Here is a 24,640-nt window from a genome sequence, read left to right on the forward strand (position 1 = left end):
AGTTTGATTTTTTAGTTATTAATAAATAGCTTCTTATTCCTTAACGAATATAAACCCCGTCCCTATACTGTTCAGCAACGTTAAACGCTGCAGGAGGGCACACCCATGCACAGCGAATCGATTCGTTACCTGATCGTGCCGGGCTGGCAAGGATCGCCAGAAGATCATTGGCAAACTCATTGGCAGAACAGCCTGCCCAACAGTGCGCGGGTGGAACAGGCCGATTGGCTGACGCCGCGTCGCGAAGACTGGGTGGCCGCGCTGGCCGAGGCGATTGCCGCCGACAGCACCCCGGTGATTCTGATCGCCCATAGCCTGGGCTGCATCACCGTGGCCCATTGGGCCGCCACTGCACCGCTGCAGTTTTTGCGGCAGGTACGCGGGGCGTTGCTGGTGGCGCCGGCGGATGTCGAACGCCCGGCCTGTGCCCCCGCCCTGCGCAACTTTGCGCCGATTGCGCGCGACCTGCTGCCGTTTCCAAGCCAGGTGGTCAGTTCCGACAACGACAGTGCCGTCAGCGCCCCCAGGGCCCTGGAGCTGGCGCGCAATTGGGGCGCCGAAGCGGGCATTTTGTCCGGCGCCGGGCATATCAATGTGAAGTCCGGCCACCAGCGCTGGGAGCAGGGTTTCGCGTATCTCTATCGCCTGCAAAGCCGCCTGGAGCATCACGCCCGGCGCACGGCCTGAACATTTTTCAACGCCCCGTCCCTGAGCGGATTGGGGGCGGGAGCCTGCCATGAGTCTGCATGAAACCTTCGGTCAGCCGCTGCTGACCTTCCCCGACGCCGAAAAAAGCCCGCTGAGCATCCGCGCCAAGGCGCTGGTATTCGTCGACCCACGTTCGCGGCAACTGCGCGAAGCACTGGAAAACCTCGCGCCTCGCGCCTTGCCGGTGTTGATTCGCGGCGAGACCGGCAGCGGTAAAGAGTTGCTCGCGCGGCATATTCACCGGGGCAGTGATCGCCCCGGGCTGTTTGTCTCGGTCAATTGCGGCGCGATCAGCCCGACGTATGCCGATGCCGAGCTGTTCGGCTACGCCGCCGGCGCCCACAGTGGCGCGGCGAGCAGTCGGGCCGGCTGGTTTGGCTCGGCCAATGGCGGCACCTTGTACCTGGATGAAATCGGCGACTTGCCGCTGCCGATCCAGGTCAAATTGCTCGCCGCCCTGGAAAACCACGAAGTCACCCGCGTCGGCGCCCATCAGCCGAGCCCGGTGGACGTGCGCCTGGTAGCGGCGACCAGCATTGACCTGGCCCAGGCCGTGGCCGTAGGCAAGTTCCATGAGCGCCTGTTCCATTACCTCAGCGAAGGCCGACTGGACCTGCCGGCCTTGCGCGAGCGGGTCGGCGACATCCTGTCCCTGGCCGAATACTTCCTCGGCATCTACAGCCAGCGCCTGGACCTGCCAGTGCCGCTGATCAGCGACGCGGCCCAGCGTGTGCTGGAACACCATAGCTGGCCGGGCAATACCCGCGAGCTGGAGAACGTCATCCACTTTGCCTTGCTGGTCAGCAGTGGCGACGAGATTTTGCCGGAGCATTTGAACCTGCCGACCGTCGGCTCGCCGCTGGAGCAGGTGCAGCGGATATTCGAAAGCGCCAGTGCGGCCGAGCAGGCAACCTTGCGCAAATTCCTACATGAACAAAATGGAATATCAACGTGAATAAAAGATATTGTTCGGGAATAAAAAATCTAGGTATTGTCGCTCTCACGCCGCGATAGCACTTCGCTGGCACTCCACACCCATACGGTCGTCAGAGACGCCCCGGAATGTCGATAAGGACACTGCATGAAAAAGGTTCTGTTGTTTACCGCATTGGCGGCTGCCCTGACTGCAGGCTTCGCCCAGGCCAACGAAAAACTGGTGGTGGCCGCCACCCCGATCCCGCACGCCGAGATCCTCGAACTGGTCAAGCCGACCCTCGCCAAAGAAGGCGTGGATCTGGAAATCAAAGTCTTCACCGACTACGTACAGCCCAACGTGCAGGTGGCCGAGAAGCGCCTGGACGCTAACTACTTCCAGACCCTGCCGTACCTGGAAAACTTCAACAAGGGCAAGGGCACCAACCTGGTCACCGTGGTGGGTGTACACGTTGAACCCTTCGGCGGTTACTCGAAAAAGATCAAAAACATCTCTGAGCTCAAAGATGGCGCCACCGTGGCCATTCCGAACGAAGGCTCAAACAGCGGCCGTGCCCTGTTGCTGCTGCAGAAGGCCGGTGTGATCACCCTGAAAGACCCGACCAACGCGCTGGCTACGCCAAAAGACATCGCCAGCAATCCGAAACACCTGAAGTTCAAAGAGCTGGAATCGGCCCTGCTGCCACGCGTGCTGGACCAGGTTGACCTGGATCTGATCAACACCAACTACGCCCTGGAAGCCGGCCTCAACCCGGCCAAGGACGCGTTGATCATCGAAGACGCCAAGTCGCCGTATGTGAACTTCCTGGTGGCGCGCCCGGACAACAAGGACAGCGTTGCGATCCAGAAACTGGCCAAGGCCCTGACCAGCCCGGAAGTCAAAGCCTTCATCGAGAAGAAATACAACGGCGCGGTCGTGCCGGCGTTCTGATCGAGCAGTAAAACCTTTCAAGGTTTAAACGCCGACGGCTTGCATAGCGTCGGCGTTTTTTTAGGGTTGGAGTTTGGAATACGCTCAAAACGGTGGGAGGGGGCTTGCCCCCGATGGAGGTGGATCAGTTGGAGTATCGGTGACTGACACACCGCTATCGGGGGCAAGCCCCCTCCCACATTTGATTTTCATCTCACAGTGGATTTTTCAGGGTTTCATAGCGCTCGGGTGTTGATCGCCCTTCGCAACGCCACCAGCCACTTCACCAGCTTCTGCGGATCAATCGGTTTTGCTTTGTTCATTGTTCACTCCCTCGAATCACAGACCCCACAACCATAGCTGCCACTCGCCGAACCCGCGAATCCGGCGGTCATCTTTTACTGTGCCTGTTCTACCGCTATCGGGAGTCAGTCGAGTCGTCCTGATGGCGGGCCTCGGGTGAGGCCCGCTTTAGCTATCTAAACTCCAGCAAAATGGCTACTACTATCATCCAGGTAAAACCAGTGGCCATTACCATCAAATTGATGACTAAATGCCGTTTTAGGTGAGGTGGGAAGTGTTCAAGGTCAGCAGGGTTTACCTCTCCAATAATGATGGACGCCCTTGACCACACGACCATTCCGGCAATCTTTGATATTTCCAAGAGAGACCAGATCAATCCCCGTCTCCCCAGGCTTGGCCCCCAAAGATAAATGTAACGGCTGTTCTTCAAGGCTTCCTTTATATCATCAAGGTGGCAGCGGCTTAGGTACAGACTGTGTGCAATACCGGCAATTGCGAGCAGACCGGGCACTCCTATAAAAATGATCGCAACCCAGGGATTCCAATTATCGATACTGGTCAAGGTTGTGTGGCCTCGTAGATTTTCCCACCTATATATTCTCCACCCATACCACCGACAGTCGTACCTACCCATGCGCCAGTTCCCACTATGGCAGCGACGCAGACGACGCCTCCGATACCTCCTGTAGCTACACCGATTGCTAAGCAGATCGAACCGCTTGCAGAACTAGCCAAAGCGCCACCTGCAACACCGAGGGCAGTAGAAAATCCGAACTTTCCTCCTTCAGTAAACTTGATCTTCTCGCAAGCCGCGTCAGAACCGCCTTTACACACCTGCTGAATAGCCAGCAACGAGGACACGCCACCAATACCAATGGCGATATAGCCCCCCGTCTTCATATATTTGGCTGCACGACTGACCGCCTCTACATGGGCGGAATACCCCGGAATCTTCCCCGCCGCACCGGCCTTGTCCCAATGATGTACCAGGCTCCGACTGGATATTCCGAGTGCCGTCTTCAACTTGGGATGATCGCCCAAGGTTGTCTGGCCGCGCAGACGAGTGGAGTTCAGAAGGTGAGCATCCAACTGCGCGAGCAGGCGCTGGCGTTCGGCGAAGAACTGTGGCGATTTGAGGTGGCCGTGCTGGCGATAGGTTTCCTGGTGCAAACGTTCGATGGCTTGGAGGGTGTCGCGCAGATTGGCCAGGTGCTTTTCCATCACCACCGCGCTGACGCCTAGCCAGGTTGAGGTATGGCCGATAAAACCGGCGATTTCTGCGCCGTGTCGATATAGAAAGTCGGCCTCGTCTGGCGTCAAGGGATCGAGGGAGGCGTCGACCTGTTGAGCGGCCTGCATCAGATGCGCTTCCTGGTAGGTACAAGAGGTGTTGTTCGGATCGCTCAGCACGATCATGGAACCGGCTTTAACTTCGCTCAGATTAGGGTTGAGCGCCTGAAACTTACGCATCACGGCCGTGTTGCGGGTGGAGAAAAGCGTGGCCTCCAGTGCTTCGCGAGTCATGCTTTTTGGCACCACATAGAAGCCTGGTTCCTGGGCCTCTACGCTGTTGAATGCCACGGGTGCCTGATGGCTTGAAGGCGTGAAACTTGATGGGGGCGGCGTTTGCGGGCGGCTGGTGACGGGGGGTGGGGCCGGTTCAGCGGCTTGCCTGGCCGCTTGTGGTGCGACGCCTTCATTGCCGTAGGTTGCCGTGAACACGGAGGGGAGCAACTGCGCTTGGCATGGGCAACTGCTGAAACTATCCAGCGTGCCGGCCACACGCTTGCCATGACTTACTATGTGCGATACGCCACCGACTATCGTATAAGTTTGCCCATTTTTTCCACACGTGACGTCGCCGCCTTCACGAGCATGAAGCAGGCCGAATATGTTAACTCTCGGATCACCATCCAGAACTATCCCGCCGCAGGTCGTTTTATCACCCCGGCCAATGAAATAACCTTCAGTCATTGTTCTTCTCCATTAGAGACGGCCGCGTAAAAAGGTGTGGCCGTTAGTTAGCTGTCCGTTTAAAAATTATCCAATGGCGGTACGCTAAGTAATCATCAGGTGGTGTTACGTCTTCTGGTTAAACACTCAAACAGAGGGCAAAAAATCTTCAGCCATCGGCACACCCTCACGCGCTATGAGTAACGTATGGTTTTGGGGTGTATTGATGATTTGGTCACCATTACTGAGCAGGCTACCCACCAGCGCAATATGGCTATTACCTTCTCCGGCGGCCGTTACAATTTGTGCCTGAGTGCCATCGGCGTACACGACGTAATCGCCTTTCTGCGCGGCACGTACTTGTTGACCGTTATCCAACTTGAATTGCATCGGCGAAGTTGCGTGTTGAATGACTCCGCCGTTGCCGGTTTGGCTGCCTTGCGCTGCGATGCGGTAAATAGCGATAGGCGGATGAGCTTTGATGTGCTCCTGCCGCTGCTTGACTATCGCTAACACGTGTTCGTTGCAGGTATCCGGTGTTCTCTCTGCCAATCTTGATTTGTCTAAATTGCTTAGGAACTCTGATGAAACTTCATTGGTGTACAACGGCGACGATACTACATTCATTTTTATTATCCTGATCCGTGGGTTTAGTGCGCTGCTTTCCTTTGTCACTGCAGTTGGAATGATGTGTCTGGTGTCTATCAGACGGTGACAGTGGTCAGCGTGTGTTTATTACTCCGCTAACGTGATGATGTGGAAGTTGAAAGTAAAGTCAGACGTTTCCGAAAACAGAGTCGTAAGAGTCTGAGTAGGTAGTGGTATTTTTATAAGGAGGGAGAGTGATTTCGCGTATAGGCGGCAATTACGTTGGAGCTGCATGGTTAGTGTCTATTCTCTGCGCAATCTGCGAAGTTCACGGCGCCGATGGTTTTGGCTGAGAGTGCTCCAACTGATCCATCGCTATCGGGGGCAAGCCCCCTCCCACATTTGGAATGTATTGTCAGGCGGCTATTCAGGTTTTGCGCCAGACGCTGGCCAACCAGGGCTGCTGCTCGCGAGGTAGTCCGGCTGGGCGGTAGTAGTGCTCCAGTTCCACAAAACCGGCGGTTGTCAGCAACGATTGCCACGCCTCCACGTCGTGATAGGAACCATACCGCGGCCCATTCCAGCCTTCCCGGTTGTCACCGCGTGGATTGGAGCTGAACAACACCCCGCCCGGTTTCAGCGCGCCCTGCAACTGCTTGAGCACGCGCGGCAGTTCCTGCTTGGGAATGTGAAACAGCACCGCATTGGCAAAGATCCCATCGAAGCGTTCGCTGGGTAGATCCAGCTTCAAGAAGTCCTGCTGCAGCACCTCGCAGCCGCTGTCTTCGCGCGCCATCTGCGCAAAGCGCTCGGAGCCGTCGAGCCCCACGGCGATATGGCCCATGCGCGTAAAGGTCTGCAAATCCCGCCCCGGCCCGCAGCCGAAGTCCAGCACGGTAAACGGTGGCACGCCCTAGAGATGCCGCAGCAGCGCCTCGATGTTCTGGCTCACATCGTGATCGCGGGTGCCTTCACGGAAGTCCTCGGCCACGCTGTTGTAGTGGCCGAGGGTGGTGGCAGTGATCTGGTTGAGGTCGTCGGGCTTGAGGGTCATGACGGGGAATACCGGGCGCTGAGATGGCCCGACTATACCTCACCGCTTGTTCAGCCCCCGCGCCAACCGATCCCCACCCAACTGAATCACCGCCACCAGCACCACCAACAGCACAATCACCGTCAGCATGATCTGCGTATCAAAGCGCTGATAGCCGTAGCGGTAAGCGATATCCCCCAACCCGCCCGCACCGATCGCCCCGGCCATCGCCGAGGAGTTGATCATGGTCACCAGGGTGATGGTGAACCCGCCGACAATCCCCGGCAGCGCTTCGGGCAGCAGCACATGCCAGATGATGTGCCAGCGCCGACAGCCCATGGCTTGCGCGGCTTCGATCAAGCCGTGGTCGACTTCGCGCAGGCTCACTTCGGCGATGCGCGCAAAGAACGGCGTGGCGGCGATGGTCAGCGGCACCACCGCCGCCCACACGCCGTAGGTGGTGCCGACGATCAGCCGGGTGAACGGGATGAGCGCCACCATCAGGATCAGAAACGGAATCGAGCGGAACAGATTGACGAACGCTCCCAGCACCCGGTTCAGCGCCGGAGCCTGATAGATGCCGCCCTTGTCGCTGGTGACCAGGAACACCGCCAGCGGAATCCCCACCAGCAACGCGATCAGCGACGACACACCGGCCATCAACAGCGTGTCGATGGCGCCCTGCACTAAACGATCAAACCACATAACCCAGCACCTCCACGTGTTGTGCCCAATTCCCGGCACGGCTGCGCAGTGTGTCGGCCTCATGCGGCGAGCCGTTCACCGCCAGCAGCAATTGCCCCAGGGCATGCCCCTGAATCCGTTCCACGCCGCCTTGCAGCAGGCGCACGCGCCCGCCGAGGGCGCCGAACAGCGCGGCCAGGTCGGGCTCATCGGTGGCGCTGCCGGTGAACTGCAAACGCAGGACCAGCGCTGCGTCAGCCGAGGCCGGCGTGGCTTGCAAACGGTTTTGCAGTTCTTCCGGCAGGCCGTGTTGCAGCGGCGCCAGCAGGGTTTTGCTGACCGCGTGCTGCGGGTCGCCAAACACCTGCCACACCGGGCCTTGCTCGACGATGCGCCCGTGTTCGAGCACCACCACGCGGTCGCAGATCTCGCGAATCACCGCCATTTCATGGGTGATCAACACGATGGTCAGGCCCAGGCGCTGGTTGATCTCGCGCAGCAGGCCGAGGATCGATTGGGTGGTCTCCGGGTCGAGGGCCGAGGTGGCCTCGTCGCACAGCAGAATCTCCGGGTCGTGGACCAGCGAACGGGCAATGCCCACGCGCTGTTTCTGCCCGCCGGAGAGTTGCGCCGGGTAGGCCTTGTGCTTGTCCTGGAGGCCCACCAGTTCTAGCAGTTCACGCACCTTCTGCTCGCGCTGCAACTTGGGGATGCCGGCAACTTTGAGCGGCAACTCGACGTTCTGCCACACGGTCTTGGCCGACATCAGGTTGAAGTGCTGGAAGATCATGCCGATGCGCCGCCGTAGCGCCACCAGGCGGTCTTCGTCGAACTCGCCGATGTCGACCTGATCGATCAGCACGCGCCCGCTGCTGGGCTGTTCCAGGCGGTTGATGGTGCGGATCAGCGACGACTTGCCGGCGCCGCTGCGGCCGATGATGCCGAACACTTCGCTGCGCTGGATCGCCAGGTCGATGCCTTGCAGGGCATGCACCCTGCCGTCGTAGGTCTTGCCCAGGTTGATAAAGCGCACATGGGCGCGGTTAAGGTGCGGATGCAGTTCAGTCTGCTCGGCGGTCCTGGGCGCGGTGCCCTGGTCGCGCTGTTGGGCGTTGGCGGCCGTCATGCTCAGCCTTCCCAGCCGACTTGATAGAGCTTGCCGAGGGATTTATCCAGCGCGGCGCGCACCACCGGCGAGTGCTGGTAGATGTCGACGAACTTGATCACCCGTGGGTCGGTTTTGGCTTTCGGCTGGATCACGAACTGGATCACGTATTCCGGGTGGTCGAGGCCGTCGAACAGCAGCGCCGACTCGGCATCGAAGGTCTTGGACAGGCGGATATACGCCGGATAACCCTGCACCAGGTCCGCATCGTCATACGCGCGCACCAACTGCACGGCCTCGACTTGCAGGATTTTGAGCTTCTTCGGGTTGGCGATGATGTCTTCTTCGGTGGCTTTGTAACCCACGCCCGGCTTGAGCGTGATCAGCCCCGCCTTGGCCAGCAATTGCAGGCCGCGCCCGCTGTTGATCGGGTCGTTGGCAATCGCCACGCTGGCGCCTTGGGGCAGGTCGTTGAAGCTTTTGTATTTTTTCGAATACAGCCCGACGTTGTTGATGATGCCCGGCGCGTACGGCACCAGATCAAACCCGGCGGCGGCCTTGGCGTTTTCCAGGAACGGGATGTGCTGGAAGTAGTTCACGTCGATATCGCCGGCCGCCAGGCTGACGTTGGGCGCGATCCAGTCGGTGAACTCCACCAGCTCGACTTTCAGGCCTTGCTTGCCGGCCTCGGTGACGGCCGCTTCCAAGGGGATCGCGAAGGCAGCGGTGGTACCTATTTTCAGCGGCGCATCGGCGGCGAATACCGCCGAGCTGAACAACCCGAAGGCCAGGGCCAGTGCTTTGACTGGGTTGTTGAGGAATGTCTTTTTCATATTGGATTTCCAGTCATAAGGGATTAGGACAAACAACGCATATCCAATGTGGGAGGGGGCTTGCCCCCGATAGCGGTGTGTCAGCAAACCAATCCGGTGACTGATTCACCGCTATCGGGGGCAAGTCGAATCGTCGCACCGCCCCTCCCACATTTTTCGATCAGTGTCGGTAGGTAGATCCGGTGTGTTGTTCAGGCAGGCGCGCCGTGCCGTGAAAGACTTTTTCGCGCAGCGTTCCGGTGTCATACGCTGTCTTGTACGACCCCCGCCGCTGCAACTCCGGCACCACCAAGTCGATGAAGTCCACATAGCTTTCCGGCGTGACGATGCGCGTGAGGTTAAAACCATCCAGCCCGGTTTCACTGACCCAGGATTCCAGCTCGTCGGCCACCTGCTCGGGCGAGCCGACCAGGGTGATGTAGCGCCCGCCGAGGGCGTGCTGCTCGAGCAATTTGCGCCGGGTCCAATCGTTGTTTTGCAGGTGCTGGGTGGCCGACTGGATCGCATTGCTCTTCACGTACTGGATCGGTTCGTCGAGTTCGTACTGGGAAAAATCGATCGCCGTGGACGCCGAGAAATGCGCCACGCCGGCTTCCGCGCTGGCGTAGCTCAGGTACTCGGCGTGCTTGGCCCAGGCCAGTTCCTCGGTGGCGCCAACGATGACGTTGAGGCCCATGAACACCTTGATGTCGTCCGGGTTGCGTCCGGCCGCCACGGCGCTGGCGCGCACCTTGTCGACCTGCAGCTGGGTGCTGGCCTTGTCCCGCCCGCTGATGAACACGCACTCGGCATGCTGCCCGGCGAACACCAAGCCACGCGCCGAAGTGCCGGCCTGGAACAGCAGCGGTGTGCGTTGCGGCGACGGCTCGCACAGGTGATAACCCTCCACCTGGTAGAACTCACCGTGGTGCTCGACTTTGTGGACCTTGCCCGGCTGCGCATACACCCGCGCCTGCGGATCGTTGAGCACGGCGTCATCTTCCCAACTGCCTTCCCAGAGTTTGTAGAGCACCTCCAGGTATTCGTCGGCCTGGTCGTAGCGCCGGTCATGTTCGACCTGTTCGGTCAGGCCCATGGCCTTGGCGGCGCTGTCGAGGTAGCCGGTGACGATGTTCCAGCCGACCCGGCCACGGCTCAGGTGGTCGAGCGTCGACATGCGCCGGGCGAACAGATACGGCGGCTCGTAGGTCAGGTTGGCGGTCAGGCCGAAGCCGAGGTTCTTGGTCACGGCGGCCATGGCCGAGAGCAGCAGCAACGGGTCGTTGACCGGCAGTTGGATCGACTCTTTGAGCGGCACGTCGACCGATTGCTGGTACACGTCATAGACGCCGACGATATCGGCGATGAACAACCCGTCGAACAGCCCGCGCTCCAGGGTTTGCGCCAGGTCGGTCCAATATTCGAGGGTTTTGTATTGGGTGGACGTGTCCCGTGGGTGCGTCCACAAGCCGTGATTGATATGCCCGATGCAGTTCATGTTGAAGGCATTGAGCAGGATTTTTTTCTTCGCCATTCAGATGGTCCCCCGCAGTGGCGGTTTTTCATCGTTGAGGTAGTAATTGCCGACGGCGTGGTACTTCCAGCGCACCGGGTCGTGCAGGGTATGCACGCGGGCGTTGCGCCAGTGGCGATCGAGGCCATGTTCGGCCAGGGTCGCCTGGCTGCCGGCGAGTTCGAACAGGGTGCTGCCGGCGGCCAGGGAAATTTCGCTGCTCAGGGCACGCACTTCGGCGACCGCGATCGAGGCGGCGGCCACGGTCTGGGCATTGCTGTCGGCCTGGGCGCGGTCGAGAAACTCGCCCGCGCGTTCCAGCAAGGCTTCGGCGGCGTGCAGGCGGATGCTCAAGTGGCCGAAGCTCTTCAGCGTCAGCGGGTCTTCGCTGGCCTTGTCGTGGCCGGAGTCGATCCACGGGCGGGTCTTGGTGCGTACAAAGTGCAGCGCATCCTCGAAGGCGGCGCGGGCGATGCCGGTGTCGATGGCGGCGTGGAGGATCTGCGCCAGCGGGCCGACGGTGGTCGGGCGTTCGAAGGCGCTCTGGAACGGGATTACGTCGTGCGCCGCGACCCACACGTTGTCGAACACCACCGAACCGCTGCCGGTGGTGCGCTGGCCGAAACCGCTCCAGTCGTCGATCACCGTCAGGCCCTCGCTGTCGCGCGGCACGAAGGCCAGTTGCTGGATACCGTGTTCATCCACCACGGACGTCGGGATGCGCTGGGCGTAGATCGCGCCAGTGGCGTAGAACTTGCGGCCGCTGATCCGAAAACCGTCGCCGTCGCGGGTGATAGCGGTCACACGGTCATGGGCGGTCTTGGTGCCCAGTTCCGCCAGGGCATTGCCGAAGCGTTGGCCGGCGAGTACTTCGGCGTACAGGCGTTGTTGCTGCGCGGGGCTGCCGTTCACGCGCAGCACTTCGAGGGCGTAGAAATGATTTTGCGGGATCTGGCCCAGCGAGGCATCCGCCTGGGCGATCAGCGCGATGACCTTGGCCAGGGTGACGTTGGACACGCCGGCGCCGCCGTAGGCTTTCGGCACGCTGATGCCCCACAGGCCGGAGCGGGAAAATACGTCCAGTTCGGGCAGCGGCAGGCGGCGCTCGCGGTCGCGTTGGGCGCTGTCGCGGCGCAAGTCGTCGGCCAGGTCGCTGGCGACAATGAGGGCTTGTTCGTCGCTGGTGATGAGCGCGACGTTGGTAGAAAAAGTCATAGGTGTTCTCCAGAAGCGCGTGGAAAAAGTGTTCTGGGTGGTTAAATCCAGGAGTGGCGAGCCGGCAACGTGCCGTTCAGGCGATAAGCGCCCACCGCGTGATACTTCCAGCGCACCGGGTCGTGCAGGGTGTGGACCCGTGCATTGCGCCAGTGGCGGTCGAGGTTGAATTCGGCGAGGGTGGCGCGGCTGCCGGCCAGTTCGAAGAGTTTTTCGCTGACCAGCAACGACACTTCAGTGGTCAACACCTTGGCCTCGGCCACGGCAATCGAGGCGCGTGCGGCGGATTGCGCGGTAATCGGCGCGGCGCTGACCTGGTCGAGCACCTGGCCGGCCTTGCGCAGCAGGGCTTCGGCGGCGTGCAGTTCGATCTTCAGCTTGCCAATATCGGCGATCACATACAGGTCATCGCTGGCGCGTTCGACCTTGGCGTCGATCCATGGGCGTGAGCGCTCACGGACGAACGCAATGGCGTCATCCAGCGCACCACGGGCGATGCCGGCGTCGATGGCGGCCTGGATCAACTGCGAGACCGCGCCCTGGAGATTCGGGCTTTCGCCGAGGCGCCAGTTTTCGACCACCAGCTCTGCATCCACCGGCACCCGGTCGAGCAGCACGGTGCCGCTGGCGGTGGTGCGTTGGCCGAAGCCGGACCAGTCATCGACGATGCGCAGCCCTTGCGTGCCACGGCGCACAAACGCCATGACCTGCTTGCCGTCATCGTTCAGCGCCTTTATCGCGACCCAATGCGCAAACAGTGCCCCGGTGGAGTAGAACTTCTGGCCGCTGATCACGTAACCGTCGCCTTCGGCGCTGATCCGCGCCTTGAGCTCCAGGGTGTTTTTGGTGCCGCGTTCCGGGCCGCCGTTACCGATGCGCCAGCCGTCGAGCACGCTTTGGAACAGCTGTTTTTTCTGGCGTTCGGTGGCGGCGCCCTGCAGCAGGTGCAGGATGCCGAAATGGTTCTGCGGGATCTGCCCGAGTGCCGGGTCGGCCGCGCTGATGATCGCGAAGACGTCGGCCAGGGTGGTGAACGACACCTGCGGGCCGCCGTACTCGCGGGGAATGGAAATACTGCCCAGCCCGCTGCGGGTGAACTGCTCGATCTGCGCCCATGGCAGCTTGCGCAGTTGGTCGCGCTTGGCGGCCTGCACGCGCGCGGCCTGGGCCAGCTCGTGGGCCGCGCTCAGCGCTTGGGCGTCGTCGCGCAGCACAGCGGCCGGCAACAGCAGGGGGGCTACGTCCAGATCACGCTGGGGGGGTGTTAGAGCCAAATTAGACATCAGCGCCGCTCCTTGGCTGCACGTAATGCCCTGGCGTTCTGCACCGGGGTAATTCTGACCATACCGACCTCGCATTCAATGAAATGAAAACAAAACAATCAGGAATGTCCGGTGGTCCGGTGTATATACCCTAAGCGTGTTAAATTTATAAATAAACTAACTTTTAGGAATATGCATAGAAGGGCCGTTACCCACGCTTCAGGGGCGACGCGGTTGATAGACCGGCGCGGCGCTGGCCGGGCGCTTCGGCGCCGCTGGCACATAGGCGGCGATGCGCAATGTGCGGGCCGGCGCCCAGCGTGAGTTATTGCCCACGCGATCGAGAATGCAGTACGTGACCTCCAGCCGGCTGTCGTCGCCCGCTTCGATAATGATCGCCGAGGGCACCCACACCTGCAGCGCAATACCGACGGTTTTGGCCTGGATTTTCGGCAGGTCCAGGCGCACATCGCCCCAGCGCAGGGTGATGGCGTCGCCGCTGGTCATGTTCAGGTAGGGTTCGATGGTCAGCGGAATGCCGCGCCGCACCTGGCTGCTGTTGACGCCGTAGCGACGAATCATGTCGGGCAGGCCCACGGGGGCGAGGTTCTGGTTTTCGTCGCGGTACAGCGCGCTCGGTTGGCCGCCTGGGTAGTTGGTCTTGACCCGCACCGTGGTCACGGCTGAGCGCGCGGGGCCGTGGCCGATCTGCATGACCTGGTAGTGAACCCGCGCATCGCCGTCCTGCACAAAACTTTCCGGCACCCGCAGTTGGGTGGCGGTGCCGACCTTGCACGCGGTGACGCGCCGTGAGTCGGCAAAGCAGTTGTTCCAGAACAGCTCGATCAGGTCACCCTCATCCATGCCGGGGTAGGGCGCGATGTTGACTTGCAGTTGTGTCGCCGCCAGGGCATTGATGCCATTGCGAAGCGCCTGGGGCAGGGTCGGGGCAGTGAGCAGGGCCGGGGTTGCGGTGCGCGTCATAGTAATCTCCTTGATGCAGCCAGCAGCAATCGTTCCGGTCCCTTGGCGCGGGAGCGCGACGGGGGCCGAAAGGAACGATTCAGTGAAAAGCCGGGATAGGATCCAATCCTCTGGGCGCTAGATAAGAGCGTTGGCCGGAGGGCGTCAATGGCGGCAAAAGGCTAAACGGCGGGTTTGGGAAGATTCAGAACGGTCTGACCGGGAGGGGGCATTTTAAGGGCAGTGCGGGGGGGTGTTTTACTTAGGCAGGCCGGGCGTTCTTGTAGGGTGGGAGCGGGCTCCCACCCTAGCGTTGCACCGCGTTAATGCGCGAGAAACTTGCTCAGGAACTGCTTCGTGCGTTCTTCCTTGGGGTTGGCGAACAACGCCTTGGCCTCACCTTGTTCGACGATCACGCCCTTGTCGAAGAAGATCACCCGGTTGGCGACATCCCGGGCAAAACTCATTTCGTGGGTGACGATCACCATGGTGCGGTTTTCTTCGGCGAGGCTGCGAATGGTCGCCAGCACTTCGCCCACCAGTTCCGGGTCGAGGGCCGAGGTGGGTTCGTCGAACAGAATCACTTCCGGCTCCATGGCCAACGCCCGGGCAATCGCCACGCGCTGTTGCTGGCCGCCGGAGAGGCGCCGTGGGTAGGCGTCCTCCTTACCGGCCAGGCCGACCCGGGCCAACAGCTTGCGGCCCAGGGCGGTTGCCGCCTCGCGGGGCATCTTCTTGACCACGATCGGGCCTTCGATGACGTTTTCCAGCGCGGTGCGGTGCGGGAACAGGTTGAAGTTCTGGAACACAAAACCCACGTGCTGGCGCAGGCGCCGCACCAGGCCTTGTTGCTGATTGAGCGGCTTGCTGCTGTCGATCTCGATGTCACCGACCTTGATCCGACCGCTGGTGGGGGTTTCGAGGAAGTTCAGGCAGCGCAGGAAGGTGGTCTTGCCGGAGCCGCTGGGGCCGATGATGGCGACGACTTCGCCTTCCTTGACCTCCAGGTCGATGCCGTTGAGCACCACCTGGCCGTTGAATTGCTTGGTCAGTTTTTCAACCACGATCATGCTTCAAGACTCCAGGTCATGCCGGTTGACCCGGTCTTCCAGACGATTTTGAAAATACGCCAGGATACTTGCCAGGACCCAGTAGATCAGGGCTGCGGACAGATACATGGTGAAGATTTCGAAGGTACGCGCCGACACCAGTTGCGCCTGGCGGAACAGCTCGGGCACTTGGATGGTGGCGGCCAGCGCCGTGTCCTTGACCAACGAAATAAAGCTGTTTCCCAGCGGCGGCAATGCGGTACGCATCGCTTGCGGCAGGATGGCCCGGCGCAGGGTCTGCGCGCGGGTCATGCCGATACTGGCAGCGGCTTCCCACTGGCCGCGCTCGATGGACGAGATGGCGGCCCGCAGGATTTCACAGGCGTAGGCGGCCATGTTCAGCGAGAAGCCGATCATGGCGGCCGGGATCGGGTCCAGCTCGATGCCCACTTGCGGCAAGCCGTAGTAGATCAGGAACAGCTGCACCAGCAGGGGCGTACCGCGAAAGAACGACACGTAGACGCGAGCGATCCAGCGCAGCAGCATGAAGCGCGACAGGCGCATCAAGGCCAGGCCGAAGCCCAGCAGCAAGCCGAAAAACATCCCGCCGAGGCTGAGGATTACCGTGAAATACGCGCCCTTGAGCAGAAAGGGCGCGGAGTCCAGTGCGAGTTGGAAACCTGCTTCCATTATTGAGTGACGTCAGCGTTGAAGTACTTCTCGGACAGCTTCTTCAAGGTGCCGTCGGCGCGCAGGTTGTCGAGCGCTTTGTTCACTGCCTCGAGCAATTCAGGCTCGCCTTTGCGCAGGGCAATACCGGCTTCCTGGCGGGAGAAGGCATCGCCGGCAGCGGCGGTGTCCTTGGCTTTCTTGGCGTATTCCAGCGCGGCCAGGCGGTCGATCAGAATCGCGTCGATGCGGCCGATGCGCAGGTCCTGGAACTTGGTGGGGTCATCGTTATAGGTCTTGATGATGGCTTTGGGCTGATTGTCCTTGAGCCATTGTTCGTAGTTGGTGCCCAGGCCCACACCGACTTTCTTGCCGGCCAGGTCGGCGGCGGTCTTGATGGTGTCGACGTTTTTGGCCAGGGTCAGGGCCTGGATACCGGAGACGGTGTAAGGCTTGGAGAAGTCGTACTTCTTCTTGCGCTCGTCGGAGATGGTGACTTGGTTGACGACGGCATCCAGGCGCTTGGATTCCAGGGCGGCGAGGATACCGTCCCATGGCGTGGCTTGCAGTTTGACCTTGACGCCCAGCTCCTTGGCCAGCGCTTCCGACAACTCAACCTCGAAACCGCTGAGCTTGCCGCTTTCGTCGACAAAGCTGAACGGTGGGTAGGTGCCTTCGAGACCGATCTTGATCTCACCGGCTTTCTTGATGTTGCCCAACTGTTCGCCAGCCACGGCCTGGCCCAACCAACCAGCGCCGAGGGCCAGGCCCAGTGTGCCGACCAGCAATGTGCGACGGAATACAGAAATAGTCATGAAGAGCCCCTGTGTTGTTATGTTGAGCGAAGCAGGTGACGCGGTAGGCGTATCCTGCCTTAAAGCGCGTAGCGCGTCTTCGCTTACGGCGCGATGATAAAGCCGGTTTTTAAGACTTGAAAATAATATAAATCTAAATTTATATTCTATTTTTGAATATGTACTGAATCCAATGTGGGAGGCGGCTTGCCCCCGATAGGGCCGAGTCAGTTTATGCATGTATCACTGACCCACCGCTATCGGGGGCAAGTCGAATCGTCGCACCGCCCCTCCCACATGTTGATCCCTGTTTATTCAGTTAAATACGGCGTTGTAAGCAAACAACGCCGGCGCGCCGCCGGTATGCAGGAAAATGATTGGGCCATCCTCAAAGCGCTGACGCCCGATACCGTCCAGCAAGCCGGCCATGGCCTTGCCCGTGTAGACCGGGTCCAGCAGCAAGCCTTCCTGGCTCGCCAATAGCTTGACCGCTGAAAGGGTGCCGGCGTTCGGTTCGCCATAACGCGGGCCGAAGTATTCGTCCCACAGGATCACCTTGAAGGCCTCGGGGATGTCCACACCGAGCAACGCGGCGGTGCGTTCGGCCAGGCCCTGCACTTTTGGGAACTGCGCTTCTTCAGTGCGCGATACGGTGATGCCGATCACTGGCAACTGCGGCAGCACTTCGCTCAACGCCAGGGCCAGGCCGCTGTGGGTGCCCGCACTGCCCGAGGCCAAGACCACGGCGGCAAATTCAATCCCGCTGTCTTCGATCTGCGCGGCCAGTTCCAACCCGGCCCGCACATAGCCCAGGGCGCCGAGCGCATTGGAGCCGCCGATGGGCACCAGATATGGCTTCTTGCCGTTGCTGCGCAGGCGATCGGCGATGGCGTTGAGCTGGTCGTCGACGTTGTCGAGGTTCTCCACCAACTCGACCTTGGCGTCGAACAGCTCTAGCAGCAGACGGTTGCCGTTGCCCAGATAGTTGGGGTCTTCGGTGCCGGTGGGGTTTTCCAGCAGGGCGACGCAGCCCAGGCCCAGCTTGGCGGCCAGGGCGGCGGTCTGGCGCACGTGGTTGGACTGGATGGCGCCGGCGGTCACCAGGGTGTCGGCGCCCTGGGCGATGGCATCGGCCGCCAGGTATTCGAGTTTGCGCAGCTTGTTGCCGCCCATGGCCAGCGGCGTGGTGTCGTCGCGCTTGACGTAGATATCCCTGCCCAGCCAGGTCGACAGCCGCTCAAGTTTTTCCAGGGCGGTGGCGCCGCCCAGCAGTTCCAGACGGTTAAAGCGGTCGAGCTGTTGTTTGATCATGGCTACGCACGGTGGCTAAGTGATGGGGCGACTATAGGCAGGCACTTTTCATCGGGCAACCGCCAATCGCTTATGCTCGATGGTTCTTAGCATTGCACCATTGGTTCTTAAGGGCGCCCAGGGTGCCTATCGTAAAGTGATGGCCATTTTGTCAGGAGTGAATACCGTGAGTGAGCGTTCCAGTCATTGGCAATTACCCACCATCGTCAGCCAATTGCGCAGCGCGCGGGACCAGTGGCGAACGCGCAATGGCCGCATGAGTGGTGAGCACGGCGGTCGCGAGTTGCCCTCGCGCGAGGCCGTTGGGCAGATCCTTGAAGCGCTGTGCGGCGCACTGTTTCCGATGCGTCTGGGGCCGGTGGACCTGCGTGAAGAAAGTGAAGACTTCTACGTCGGCCACACCCTCGACGTCGCCTTGAATGCCTTGCTCGCCCAGGCGCGCCTGGAGCTGCGCTACGCCGCGCGCCAGGGCGGCCAGGATGACAGCGCGGTCGACGCCCACGCCATCCGCCTGATCCAGGATTTCGCCCTGGCCTTGCCGTCCCTGCGCAGCCTGTTGGACACCGATGTGCTGGCTGCCTACCACGGCGACCCGGCCGCGCGCAGTGTGGATGAAGTGCTGCTGTGCTATCCGGGCATTCTGGCGGTGATTCACCATCGCCTGGCCCACCATCTGTACCGCGCCGGCCTGCCGTTGTTGGCGCGCATCAGCGCAGAGATCGCCCACTCGGCCACGGGCATCGACATACACCCCGGCGCGCAGATCGGCCCGAGTTTCTTTATCGACCATGGCACGGGTGTGGTGATTGGCGAAACCGCGATCATCGGCGAGCGCGTGCGTATCTACCAGGCGGTGACGTTGGGGGCTAAGCGCTTCCCGGCGGATGAGGACGGGCAATTGCAGAAAGGCCATCCGCGGCATCCGATTGTCGAGGATGACGTGGTGATCTATGCCGGGGCGACGATCCTCGGGCGGATCACCATCGGCAAGGGCTCGACCATTGGCGGCAACGTGTGGCTGACCCGCAGCGTGCCAGCGGGGGCGAACATCACGCAGGCGAATCTGCAGCATGACGACGGCACCCAAAAGTAGCGCACACCTTTAAACATCACACCAAACCCTGTGGGAGGGGGCTTGCTCCCGATAGCGGTGGACCCGTCAATGCTTGTGCTGGCTGACCCACCGCCATCGGGGGCAAGCCCCCTCCCACAGGTTGACTGCATTTCAAATGTGAGCCGTATTTCAGCCAGCAACCGCTGGATGATTTACCTCGCCCAAATGTCATACCAATCCTTGAGCATTAGTTCCAAACCGCCTCTCCATGTTCAATTTGAACGTTCGTTCATCAGCATGACGACGGCACTCAAAAGTAGCGCACACCCTTAAACATCACACCAAACCCTGTGGGAGGGGGCTTGCTCCCGATAGCGGTGGACCCGTCAATGCCTGTGCTGGCTGACCCACCGCCATCGGGGGCAAGCCCCCTCCCACAGGTTGACTGCATTTCAAATGTGAGCCGTATTGCAGTCTGCAACCGCTGGATGATTTACCTCGCCCAAATGTCATACCAATCCTTGAGCATTAGTTCCAAACCGCCTATCCATGTTCAATTTGAACGTTCGTTCATCAGCATGACGACGGCACTCAAAAGTAGCGCACACCCTTAAACATCACACCAAACCCTGTGGGAGGGGGCTTGCTCCCGATAGCGGTGGACCCGTCAATGCCTGTGCTGGCTGACCCACCGCCATCGGGGGCAAGCCCCCTCCCACAGGTTGACTGCATTTCAATTGTGAGCCGTATTTCAGCCTGCAACCGCTGAACGATTTGCCTCGCCCAAGCGTCATACCAATCCTTGAGACAGTGTAGGAATCATCTACCACTCAGCCCTGCGATTAGTCCAAAACCGCCTATCCATGTTTAACTTGAACGCTCGTTCAAGTTAAATCGGTGGTTCGCTGCCCGCTCACAACAGGAGGCTTACCTTTGCTGAGTCCGTTATACACAGCCACATCTCACACCCCCGGGGTGCATCGTTCATGAGTGCGCCGACCACCCCACCCAGCGGTCTGGTGCGCATGAATGCGCCCGTGTTCTATTTCGCCGCAAGTTTCATCCTGCTGTTTGGCATCACCGTTATTGCAATCCCGCAACAGGCCGGTGCCTGGCTGCTGGCGGCGCAAAACTGGGCGGCCAATACGGTCGGCTGGTACTACATGCTCGCGATGACCCTGTATCTGGTCTTCGTGGTGGTCACCGCGCTATCGGGCTACGGCAAGATAAAACTCGGTGCCGACCACGACGAGCCCGAATTCAGTTACCTGTCCTGGGCCGGCATGCTGTTCGCCGCCGGGATCAGCATCACGCTGTTTTTCTTCTGCGTCTCCGAGCCGCTCACGCACCTGGTGCAACCGCCCCAGGGCGCGGCGATGAACGCCGACGCTGCACGCCAGGCCATGCAGATCCTGTTTCTGCACTGGGGCCTGCACGGTTGGGGTGTGTTCGCCTTCGTCGGCATGGCCCTGGCGTACTTCGCCTATCGGCATAACCTGCCGCTGGCGTTGCGTTCGGCGCTGTACCCGCTGATCGGCAAGCGCATCAACGGCCCGATCGGCTACGCCGTGGACGGCTTCGGCATCATCGCCACGGTGTTCGGTCTCGGTGCTGACATGGGCTTCGGTGTGCTGCACCTCAACTCCGGTCTCGATTACCTGTTTGGCATTGCCCACACCCAGTGGATTCAGGTGGGCTTGATCACCCTGATGATGGGCGCGGCGATCCTGGTGGCGGTGGCCGGTGTGGACAAGGGCGTGCGCGTGATGTCCGACATCAACATGCTGCTGGCCTGTGCGCTGCTGCTGTTCGTGCTGTTCGCCGGGCCCACCCAGCACTTGCTCAACACCCTGATCCAGAACATCGGTGACTACCTCGGCGCGCTGCCGACCAAGAGTTTCGACGTGTACGCCTACGACAAGCCGAGCGACTGGCTGGGGGGCTGGACGGTGTTCTATTGGGCCTGGTGGATTGCATGGTCGCCGTTCGTGGGCCTGTTTATCGCGCGCATTTCCCGTGGCCGTACCATCCGCGAGTTCGTGTTCGGCGTGCTGCTGATCCCGCTGGGTTTCACCCTGGCGTGGATGTCGATCTTCGGCAACAGCGCCATCGACCAGGTGCTCAATCACGGGTTGACCGCGCTCGGCCAGTCGGCCATCGATGACCCGTCGATGAGCCTCTACCTGCTGCTGGAAACCTACCCGTGGAGCAAGACGGTGATCGCGGTCACGGTGTTTATCAGCTTCGTGTTCTTCGTCACCTCCGCCGACTCCGGCACCGTGGTGCTCTCCACCCTGTCGTCCAAAGGCGGCAACGCCGATCAAGACGGGCCGAAGTGGCTGCGGGTGTTCTGGGGCGCGATGACCGCGCTGGTGACCAGTGCCTTGCTGTTTGCCGGGAGCATCGATTCGCTGAAGTCGGCGGTGGTGCTGACCTCGCTGCCGTTCTCGTTGATCCTGCTGCTGATGATGTGGGGGCTCCACAAGGCCTTCTACCTCGAATCGCAGAAGCAGATCGCCCAGTTGCATTCGTTGGCCCCGGTGTCGGCCACGGGCAAGGGCCGTGGCGGCTGGCGCCAGCGTTTGAGCCAGGCGGTGCATTTCCCGTCGCGCGATGAGGTGTATCGCTTCCTTGAGTCGACGGTGCGCCCGGCGATTGAAGAAGTGACCGCCGTGTTCGTCGAGAAGGGCCTGAGTGTGGTGACCCAGCCTGACCCGTCCAACGACAGCGTCAGCCTGGAAATCGGCCATGGCGAAGAGCACCCGTTCGTCTACCAGGTGCAAATGCGCGGCTACTTCACACCGTCGTTTGCCCGTGGCGGCATGGGCTCCAAGGAGCTCAATAACCGTCGCTACTACCGGGCAGAAGTGCACTTGAGCGAGGGCAGCCAGGACTACGATCTGGTGGGCTACACCAAGGAGCAGATCATCAACGACATCCTCGACCAGTACGAGCGCCACCTGCAGTTCCTGCACTTGGTGCGGTGACGTCCAAGGCCCTGTTCCCGAGTGGGCAGGGCTCGCTTCACTTCACGCCAAGCCCCGTAATGCGGGGCTTTCTTAAATTTAATTTCATGTGCCCCAACCGCGTTTTGACGCGCAACTGTCATCTGGCCACTGCGTAATTGTGTGAAGCGTTTGACGCTTTCATTTCAGAACAGTGACGGAGACCGGTAACAATGAAGACGTTATTAAGCCCCATGGTGGGTGTCGCCATGGCGAGCTTTATGCTGTCCGCCCATGCCGATTTTATCGATGACAGCCACGCCGATGTGACCCTGCTCAACCGCTATCTCAACCAGCAGGGGCGTGACGTGGTCGGCAGCAACGCCAAGGCCCATAGCATTCGTGATTGGGGCCAGGGTTTCGAGTTCAACTTCAAGTCCGGCTACACCGAGGGCCCCGTGGGTTTCGGCCTCGACTTGCAGGCGTTCTACGGTTTGAAACTGGACTCCGGCGGCGACCTCAATGACAAAGACCACCAGGGCCGCTACCCCGGCAGCATGTTCCCGCTGGACAACGGCAAATCCGCTGACCAGTTCGGCGTGCTGAGCCCAACGTTCAAGACGCGCTTCGCCAAGGATGAACTGCGGATCGGTACGCTGTATGGCAACAACCCGGTGCTGGCCAACACCGACGGCCGCCTGTACCAGCAGACCAACACCGGTGTGCAACTGGTCTCCAAGGACCTCACCGACTTCACCTTCACCGGTGGCGATATCTTCAAGACCAAGATCCGCAATGAAACCGGCGACCAGGGCATGATCACCGCCGGCGGCACCAAGGAGAGCGATCGCTTCCTCTTCGGCGGTGCCGACTACACTGGCTTGCCGGGCACCACCGTCAGCCTGTGGTATTCCAACCTTGAGGATTACTACCAACAGTTCTTCCTCGGTGCCAAGCGCCATGACGCCTTGTCGGTCGGTGCGATCGACACCGATGTGCGTATGTTCCGCAGCCTGGGGGTGGGCGGTAACGCCGATGGCGACAAGAATTATTCGGCGGCGGGTGTCTATGGCGATGGCGTGAACAAGGGCCGCATCAACCAGTCCACCGTCAGCCTGTTGGAAAGCTACAGCCTGGACGGTCACACCGTCGGTCTCGGCATCCAGAAAAACAGCGGCAGCAGCGACTTCCCGTACCTGGATTCCGGCCTGAACAGCGGCGACAACCGTCAGGGCCCAGGCTCAGGTGCCGACACCCCGGCGCTGACCAACATGCAGTTGAACAAATTCCAGCACGCCGGCGAACGCACCTGGCTGGCGCAGTATAAATATGACTTCGGCAAACTGGGCCTCAACGGTCTGACATTCTCCGCCGCCTATGCCCATGGCGATGACATCCGCACCGCACAGGGCACTACCAGCGAATGGGAACGCAACGTTGCCGTGGCCTACCAAGTGCCGACCGGCACCCTCAAGGGCCTGGGCGTGACCTGGAAAAATGCCCACGCCAGCCCGGACATTACCGGTGCCACCGTGCAGGATGAAAACCGCTTTTATGTCAGCTATGTCGTTCCACTTTGGTAGGCGTTTGCTGTAAAACGGAAGGGCAACGTTAAGCGATTCAGCTGCTTAAAAGGCCTGGGAATAGGCTTATTCCCAGGCCTTATTTGCCCCCGTCCAAGAGAGGATTCGATGACTTATATCGCTGCCGAAAACCGCTATGAATCTATTCCTTATCGCCGCGTCGGCCGCAGTGGCTTGGTGCTGCCGGCCCTGTCCCTGGGGCTGTGGCACAACTTTGGCGACAGCACCCCGATCGACACCCAGCGCGCCCTGCTGCGCACCGCGTTCGACTTAGGCATCAACCACTTCGACCTGGCCAACAACTATGGCCCGCCGTATGGCAGCGCCGAGATCAACTTCGGGCGTTTGCTGCGCGAAGACTTCAAGCACTACCGTGACGAATTGATCATCTCCAGCAAGGCCGGCTGGGACATGTGGCCCGGCCCGTATGGCCAGGGCGGCGGTTCGCGCAAGTACATCCTGGCGAGCCTGGACCAGAGCCTGCAACGCCTGGGCGTCGACTACGTGGATATTTTCTATTCGCACCGCTTCGACGCCGACACACCGCTGGAAGAAACCGCCAGCGCCCTCGCCACCGCCGTGCAACAAGGCAAGGCGTTGTACATTGGTATTTCCTCCTACTCCGGGGTGAAAACCCGCGAAATCGCAGCCCTGCTCAACGAGTGGAAAGTCCCGCTGCTGATCCACCAACCGGCCTACAACCTGCTCAACCGCTGGGTGGAAAAAGACCTGCTCGACACCACCGAAGCCCTCGGTGCCGGGGTGATCGCATTCACGCCGCTGGCACAGGGGTTGTTGACCGACAAGTACCTCAATGGCGTGCCGGCCGATGCGCGGGTGAATCGTCCTGGTGGCGGTTCGTTGCAGGCCAAGCACCTGTCCGACGCCAACATCGCTCACGTGCGTGCGCTCAATGAAATCGCCAAGCGTCGTGGCCAAAGCCTGGCCCAACTGGCCCTGGCCTGGACCCTGCGCGACCCACGGGTGACCAGCGCACTGATCGGCGCGAGCCGGCCGGAGCAGATTATTGAAAACGTCGGGGCGCTGAAGAACCTGAGTTTCACCGCCGAGGAACTGGCGGAGATCGATCGGTTTGCGCTGGAAGGCGGGATCAACCTGTGGGAAAAACCATCGACGGCTGAATAACCTGGCAGCACACAGTCAATGTGGGAGGGGGCTTGCCCCCGATGGCGGTGGACCAGTCAATGGATGTACTGACTGATACACCGCCATCGGGGGCAAGCCCCCTCCCA

21 protein-coding genes and 1 pseudogene are annotated in these 24,640 nt (G+C 60.7%); 7 read left to right on the top strand and 15 right to left on the bottom strand.

Translation table 11 applies throughout. The features are described 5' to 3' along the window. The first annotated feature begins 105 nt into the window (after positions 1 to 105). The 3 genes from ACP7CJ_RS12630 (at position 106) to ACP7CJ_RS12640 (ending at position 2,572) form a co-directional block, all read left to right on the top strand. Positions 106 to 687 carry an alpha/beta hydrolase gene (locus ACP7CJ_RS12630; protein WP_426101795.1) on the top strand — a complete coding sequence of 194 codons (582 nt, stop codon included), beginning with the start codon at positions 106 to 108 and terminating at the stop codon, positions 685 to 687. Positions 688 to 736: 49 nt separating this feature from the next. Beyond that, entirely contained in the window at positions 737 to 1,663 is a 927-nt protein-coding gene (locus ACP7CJ_RS12635; protein ID WP_426101797.1) for a sigma 54-interacting transcriptional regulator, read from the top strand. 126 nt (positions 1,664 to 1,789) lie between these two features. Next, complete coding sequence (locus tag ACP7CJ_RS12640; protein WP_276195799.1) at positions 1,790 to 2,572, top strand: MetQ/NlpA family ABC transporter substrate-binding protein; 783 nt, start codon at positions 1,790 to 1,792, stop codon at positions 2,570 to 2,572. 454 nt (positions 2,573 to 3,026) lie between these two features. Here the strand turns inward: ACP7CJ_RS12640 and ACP7CJ_RS12645 are convergent, their stop codons facing one another. From ACP7CJ_RS12645 to ACP7CJ_RS12715, 15 genes and pseudogenes are all read right to left on the bottom strand, one after another. Beyond that, entirely contained in the window at positions 3,027 to 3,416 is a 390-nt protein-coding gene (locus ACP7CJ_RS12645) for a hypothetical protein (protein WP_276195800.1), read from the bottom strand. Beyond that, complete coding sequence (locus ACP7CJ_RS12650) at positions 3,413 to 4,828, bottom strand: PAAR domain-containing protein (RefSeq protein ID WP_426101799.1); 1,416 nt, start codon at positions 4,826 to 4,828, stop codon at positions 3,413 to 3,415. The genes ACP7CJ_RS12645 and ACP7CJ_RS12650 overlap by 4 nt, the downstream gene beginning before the upstream one ends. Before the next feature lie 126 nt (positions 4,829 to 4,954). Then, positions 4,955 to 5,434 (bottom strand): hypothetical protein, encoded by a 480-nt coding sequence (locus ACP7CJ_RS12655; RefSeq protein WP_247395709.1) that lies wholly within the window; start codon positions 5,432 to 5,434, stop codon positions 4,955 to 4,957. Between the two features lie 388 nt (positions 5,435 to 5,822). Beyond that, positions 5,823 to 6,449 (bottom strand): annotated as a pseudogene (locus ACP7CJ_RS12660) (class I SAM-dependent methyltransferase). A gap of 39 nt (positions 6,450 to 6,488) precedes the next feature. Next, positions 6,489 to 7,133, bottom strand: a complete 645-nt coding sequence (locus ACP7CJ_RS12665) for a methionine ABC transporter permease (RefSeq protein WP_426101801.1) — start codon at positions 7,131 to 7,133, stop codon at positions 6,489 to 6,491. After that, a complete protein-coding gene (locus ACP7CJ_RS12670; RefSeq protein WP_426101803.1) occupies positions 7,123 to 8,238 on the bottom strand; it encodes a methionine ABC transporter ATP-binding protein in 1,116 nt (371 codons plus the stop codon). Before ACP7CJ_RS12670 ends, ACP7CJ_RS12665 begins: the two co-directional genes overlap by 11 nt. 2 nt (positions 8,239 to 8,240) lie before the next feature. Next, positions 8,241 to 9,050, bottom strand: coding sequence for a MetQ/NlpA family ABC transporter substrate-binding protein (locus ACP7CJ_RS12675; RefSeq protein ID WP_426101805.1), 810 nt, complete (start codon positions 9,048 to 9,050; stop codon positions 8,241 to 8,243). Positions 9,051 to 9,210: 160 nt separating this feature from the next. Beyond that, positions 9,211 to 10,563: an LLM class flavin-dependent oxidoreductase gene (locus ACP7CJ_RS12680; RefSeq protein WP_426101807.1), complete on the bottom strand. Its 1,353-nt coding sequence runs from the start codon at positions 10,561 to 10,563 to the stop codon at positions 9,211 to 9,213. Further along, entirely contained in the window at positions 10,564 to 11,757 is a 1,194-nt protein-coding gene (locus tag ACP7CJ_RS12685; RefSeq protein ID WP_426101809.1) for an SfnB family sulfur acquisition oxidoreductase, read from the bottom strand. It lies immediately after the preceding gene. Positions 11,758 to 11,798: 41 nt separating this feature from the next. Continuing rightward, positions 11,799 to 13,040: an SfnB family sulfur acquisition oxidoreductase gene (locus tag ACP7CJ_RS12690; RefSeq protein ID WP_426101811.1), complete on the bottom strand. Its 1,242-nt coding sequence runs from the start codon at positions 13,038 to 13,040 to the stop codon at positions 11,799 to 11,801. Between the two features lie 198 nt (positions 13,041 to 13,238). Beyond that, positions 13,239 to 14,003 (bottom strand): hypothetical protein, encoded by a 765-nt coding sequence (locus ACP7CJ_RS12695; RefSeq protein ID WP_426101813.1) that lies wholly within the window; start codon positions 14,001 to 14,003, stop codon positions 13,239 to 13,241. A 302-nt stretch (positions 14,004 to 14,305) separates the two neighbouring features. Beyond that, positions 14,306 to 15,052 (bottom strand): L-cystine ABC transporter ATP-binding protein TcyN, encoded by a 747-nt coding sequence (tcyN, locus tag ACP7CJ_RS12700; RefSeq protein WP_247406662.1) that lies wholly within the window; start codon positions 15,050 to 15,052, stop codon positions 14,306 to 14,308. 3 nt (positions 15,053 to 15,055) lie between these two features. Continuing rightward, entirely contained in the window at positions 15,056 to 15,721 is a 666-nt protein-coding gene (gene tcyL, locus ACP7CJ_RS12705; protein ID WP_276195814.1) for a cystine ABC transporter permease, read from the bottom strand. After that, positions 15,721 to 16,515, bottom strand: coding sequence for a cystine ABC transporter substrate-binding protein (gene tcyJ / locus ACP7CJ_RS12710; protein WP_276195815.1), 795 nt, complete (start codon positions 16,513 to 16,515; stop codon positions 15,721 to 15,723). Before tcyJ ends, tcyL begins: the two co-directional genes overlap by 1 nt. A gap of 294 nt (positions 16,516 to 16,809) precedes the next feature. Further along, a complete protein-coding gene (locus ACP7CJ_RS12715; RefSeq protein WP_247406665.1) occupies positions 16,810 to 17,805 on the bottom strand; it encodes a D-cysteine desulfhydrase in 996 nt (331 codons plus the stop codon). A 166-nt stretch (positions 17,806 to 17,971) separates the two neighbouring features. Between ACP7CJ_RS12715 and epsC the strand changes: the two genes are divergently transcribed. From epsC to mgrA, 4 genes are all read left to right on the top strand, one after another. Beyond that, positions 17,972 to 18,898, top strand: a complete 927-nt coding sequence (gene epsC / locus ACP7CJ_RS12720) for a serine O-acetyltransferase EpsC (protein ID WP_253392577.1) — start codon at positions 17,972 to 17,974, stop codon at positions 18,896 to 18,898. A 986-nt stretch (positions 18,899 to 19,884) separates the two neighbouring features. Next, a complete protein-coding gene (betT, locus tag ACP7CJ_RS12725) occupies positions 19,885 to 21,846 on the top strand; it encodes a choline transporter BetT (RefSeq protein WP_276197880.1) in 1,962 nt (653 codons plus the stop codon). Positions 21,847 to 22,058: 212 nt separating this feature from the next. Beyond that, on the top strand, positions 22,059 to 23,387 hold the full coding sequence (locus tag ACP7CJ_RS12730) for an OprD family outer membrane porin (RefSeq protein ID WP_276197881.1): 1,329 nt from the start codon (positions 22,059 to 22,061) through the stop codon (positions 23,385 to 23,387). Positions 23,388 to 23,495: 108 nt separating this feature from the next. Further along, entirely contained in the window at positions 23,496 to 24,533 is a 1,038-nt protein-coding gene (gene mgrA / locus ACP7CJ_RS12735) for an L-glyceraldehyde 3-phosphate reductase (RefSeq protein WP_247402315.1), read from the top strand. Positions 24,534 to 24,640: the final 107 nt, after the last annotated feature.

The organism is Pseudomonas sp. PSPC3-2 (assembly GCF_049897085.1).
Taxonomy (GTDB): domain Bacteria; phylum Pseudomonadota; class Gammaproteobacteria; order Pseudomonadales; family Pseudomonadaceae; genus Aquipseudomonas; species Aquipseudomonas paraveronii.

What these genes read in the sequence shown, in the direction of transcription:
- ACP7CJ_RS12655 (WP_247395709.1), bottom strand. Translation starts at nt 5,434, where the DNA reads ATGAATGTAGTATCGTCGCCGTTGTACACCAATGAAGTTTCATCAGAG.
- tcyJ (WP_276195815.1), bottom strand. Translation starts at nt 16,515, where the DNA reads ATGACTATTTCTGTATTCCGTCGCACATTGCTGGTCGGCACACTGGGC.
- ACP7CJ_RS12640 (WP_276195799.1), top strand. Translation starts at nt 1,790, where the DNA reads ATGAAAAAGGTTCTGTTGTTTACCGCATTGGCGGCTGCCCTGACTGCA.
- tcyN (WP_247406662.1), bottom strand. Translation starts at nt 15,052, where the DNA reads ATGATCGTGGTTGAAAAACTGACCAAGCAATTCAACGGCCAGGTGGTG.
- ACP7CJ_RS12630 (WP_426101795.1), top strand. Translation starts at nt 106, where the DNA reads ATGCACAGCGAATCGATTCGTTACCTGATCGTGCCGGGCTGGCAAGGA.
- tcyL (WP_276195814.1), bottom strand. Translation starts at nt 15,721, where the DNA reads ATGGAAGCAGGTTTCCAACTCGCACTGGACTCCGCGCCCTTTCTGCTC.
- ACP7CJ_RS12715 (WP_247406665.1), bottom strand. Translation starts at nt 17,805, where the DNA reads ATGATCAAACAACAGCTCGACCGCTTTAACCGTCTGGAACTGCTGGGC.
- ACP7CJ_RS12690 (WP_426101811.1), bottom strand. Translation starts at nt 13,040, where the DNA reads ATGTCTAATTTGGCTCTAACACCCCCCCAGCGTGATCTGGACGTAGCC.
- ACP7CJ_RS12685 (WP_426101809.1), bottom strand. Translation starts at nt 11,757, where the DNA reads ATGACTTTTTCTACCAACGTCGCGCTCATCACCAGCGACGAACAAGCC.
- ACP7CJ_RS12680 (WP_426101807.1), bottom strand. Translation starts at nt 10,563, where the DNA reads ATGGCGAAGAAAAAAATCCTGCTCAATGCCTTCAACATGAACTGCATC.
- mgrA (WP_247402315.1), top strand. Translation starts at nt 23,496, where the DNA reads ATGACTTATATCGCTGCCGAAAACCGCTATGAATCTATTCCTTATCGC.
- ACP7CJ_RS12635 (WP_426101797.1), top strand. Translation starts at nt 737, where the DNA reads ATGAGTCTGCATGAAACCTTCGGTCAGCCGCTGCTGACCTTCCCCGAC.
- ACP7CJ_RS12665 (WP_426101801.1), bottom strand. Translation starts at nt 7,133, where the DNA reads ATGTGGTTTGATCGTTTAGTGCAGGGCGCCATCGACACGCTGTTGATG.
- ACP7CJ_RS12650 (WP_426101799.1), bottom strand. Translation starts at nt 4,828, where the DNA reads ATGACTGAAGGTTATTTCATTGGCCGGGGTGATAAAACGACCTGCGGC.
- ACP7CJ_RS12695 (WP_426101813.1), bottom strand. Translation starts at nt 14,003, where the DNA reads ATGACGCGCACCGCAACCCCGGCCCTGCTCACTGCCCCGACCCTGCCC.
- ACP7CJ_RS12670 (WP_426101803.1), bottom strand. Translation starts at nt 8,238, where the DNA reads ATGACGGCCGCCAACGCCCAACAGCGCGACCAGGGCACCGCGCCCAGG.
- betT (WP_276197880.1), top strand. Translation starts at nt 19,885, where the DNA reads ATGAATGCGCCCGTGTTCTATTTCGCCGCAAGTTTCATCCTGCTGTTT.
- ACP7CJ_RS12730 (WP_276197881.1), top strand. Translation starts at nt 22,059, where the DNA reads ATGGTGGGTGTCGCCATGGCGAGCTTTATGCTGTCCGCCCATGCCGAT.
- ACP7CJ_RS12675 (WP_426101805.1), bottom strand. Translation starts at nt 9,050, where the DNA reads ATGAAAAAGACATTCCTCAACAACCCAGTCAAAGCACTGGCCCTGGCC.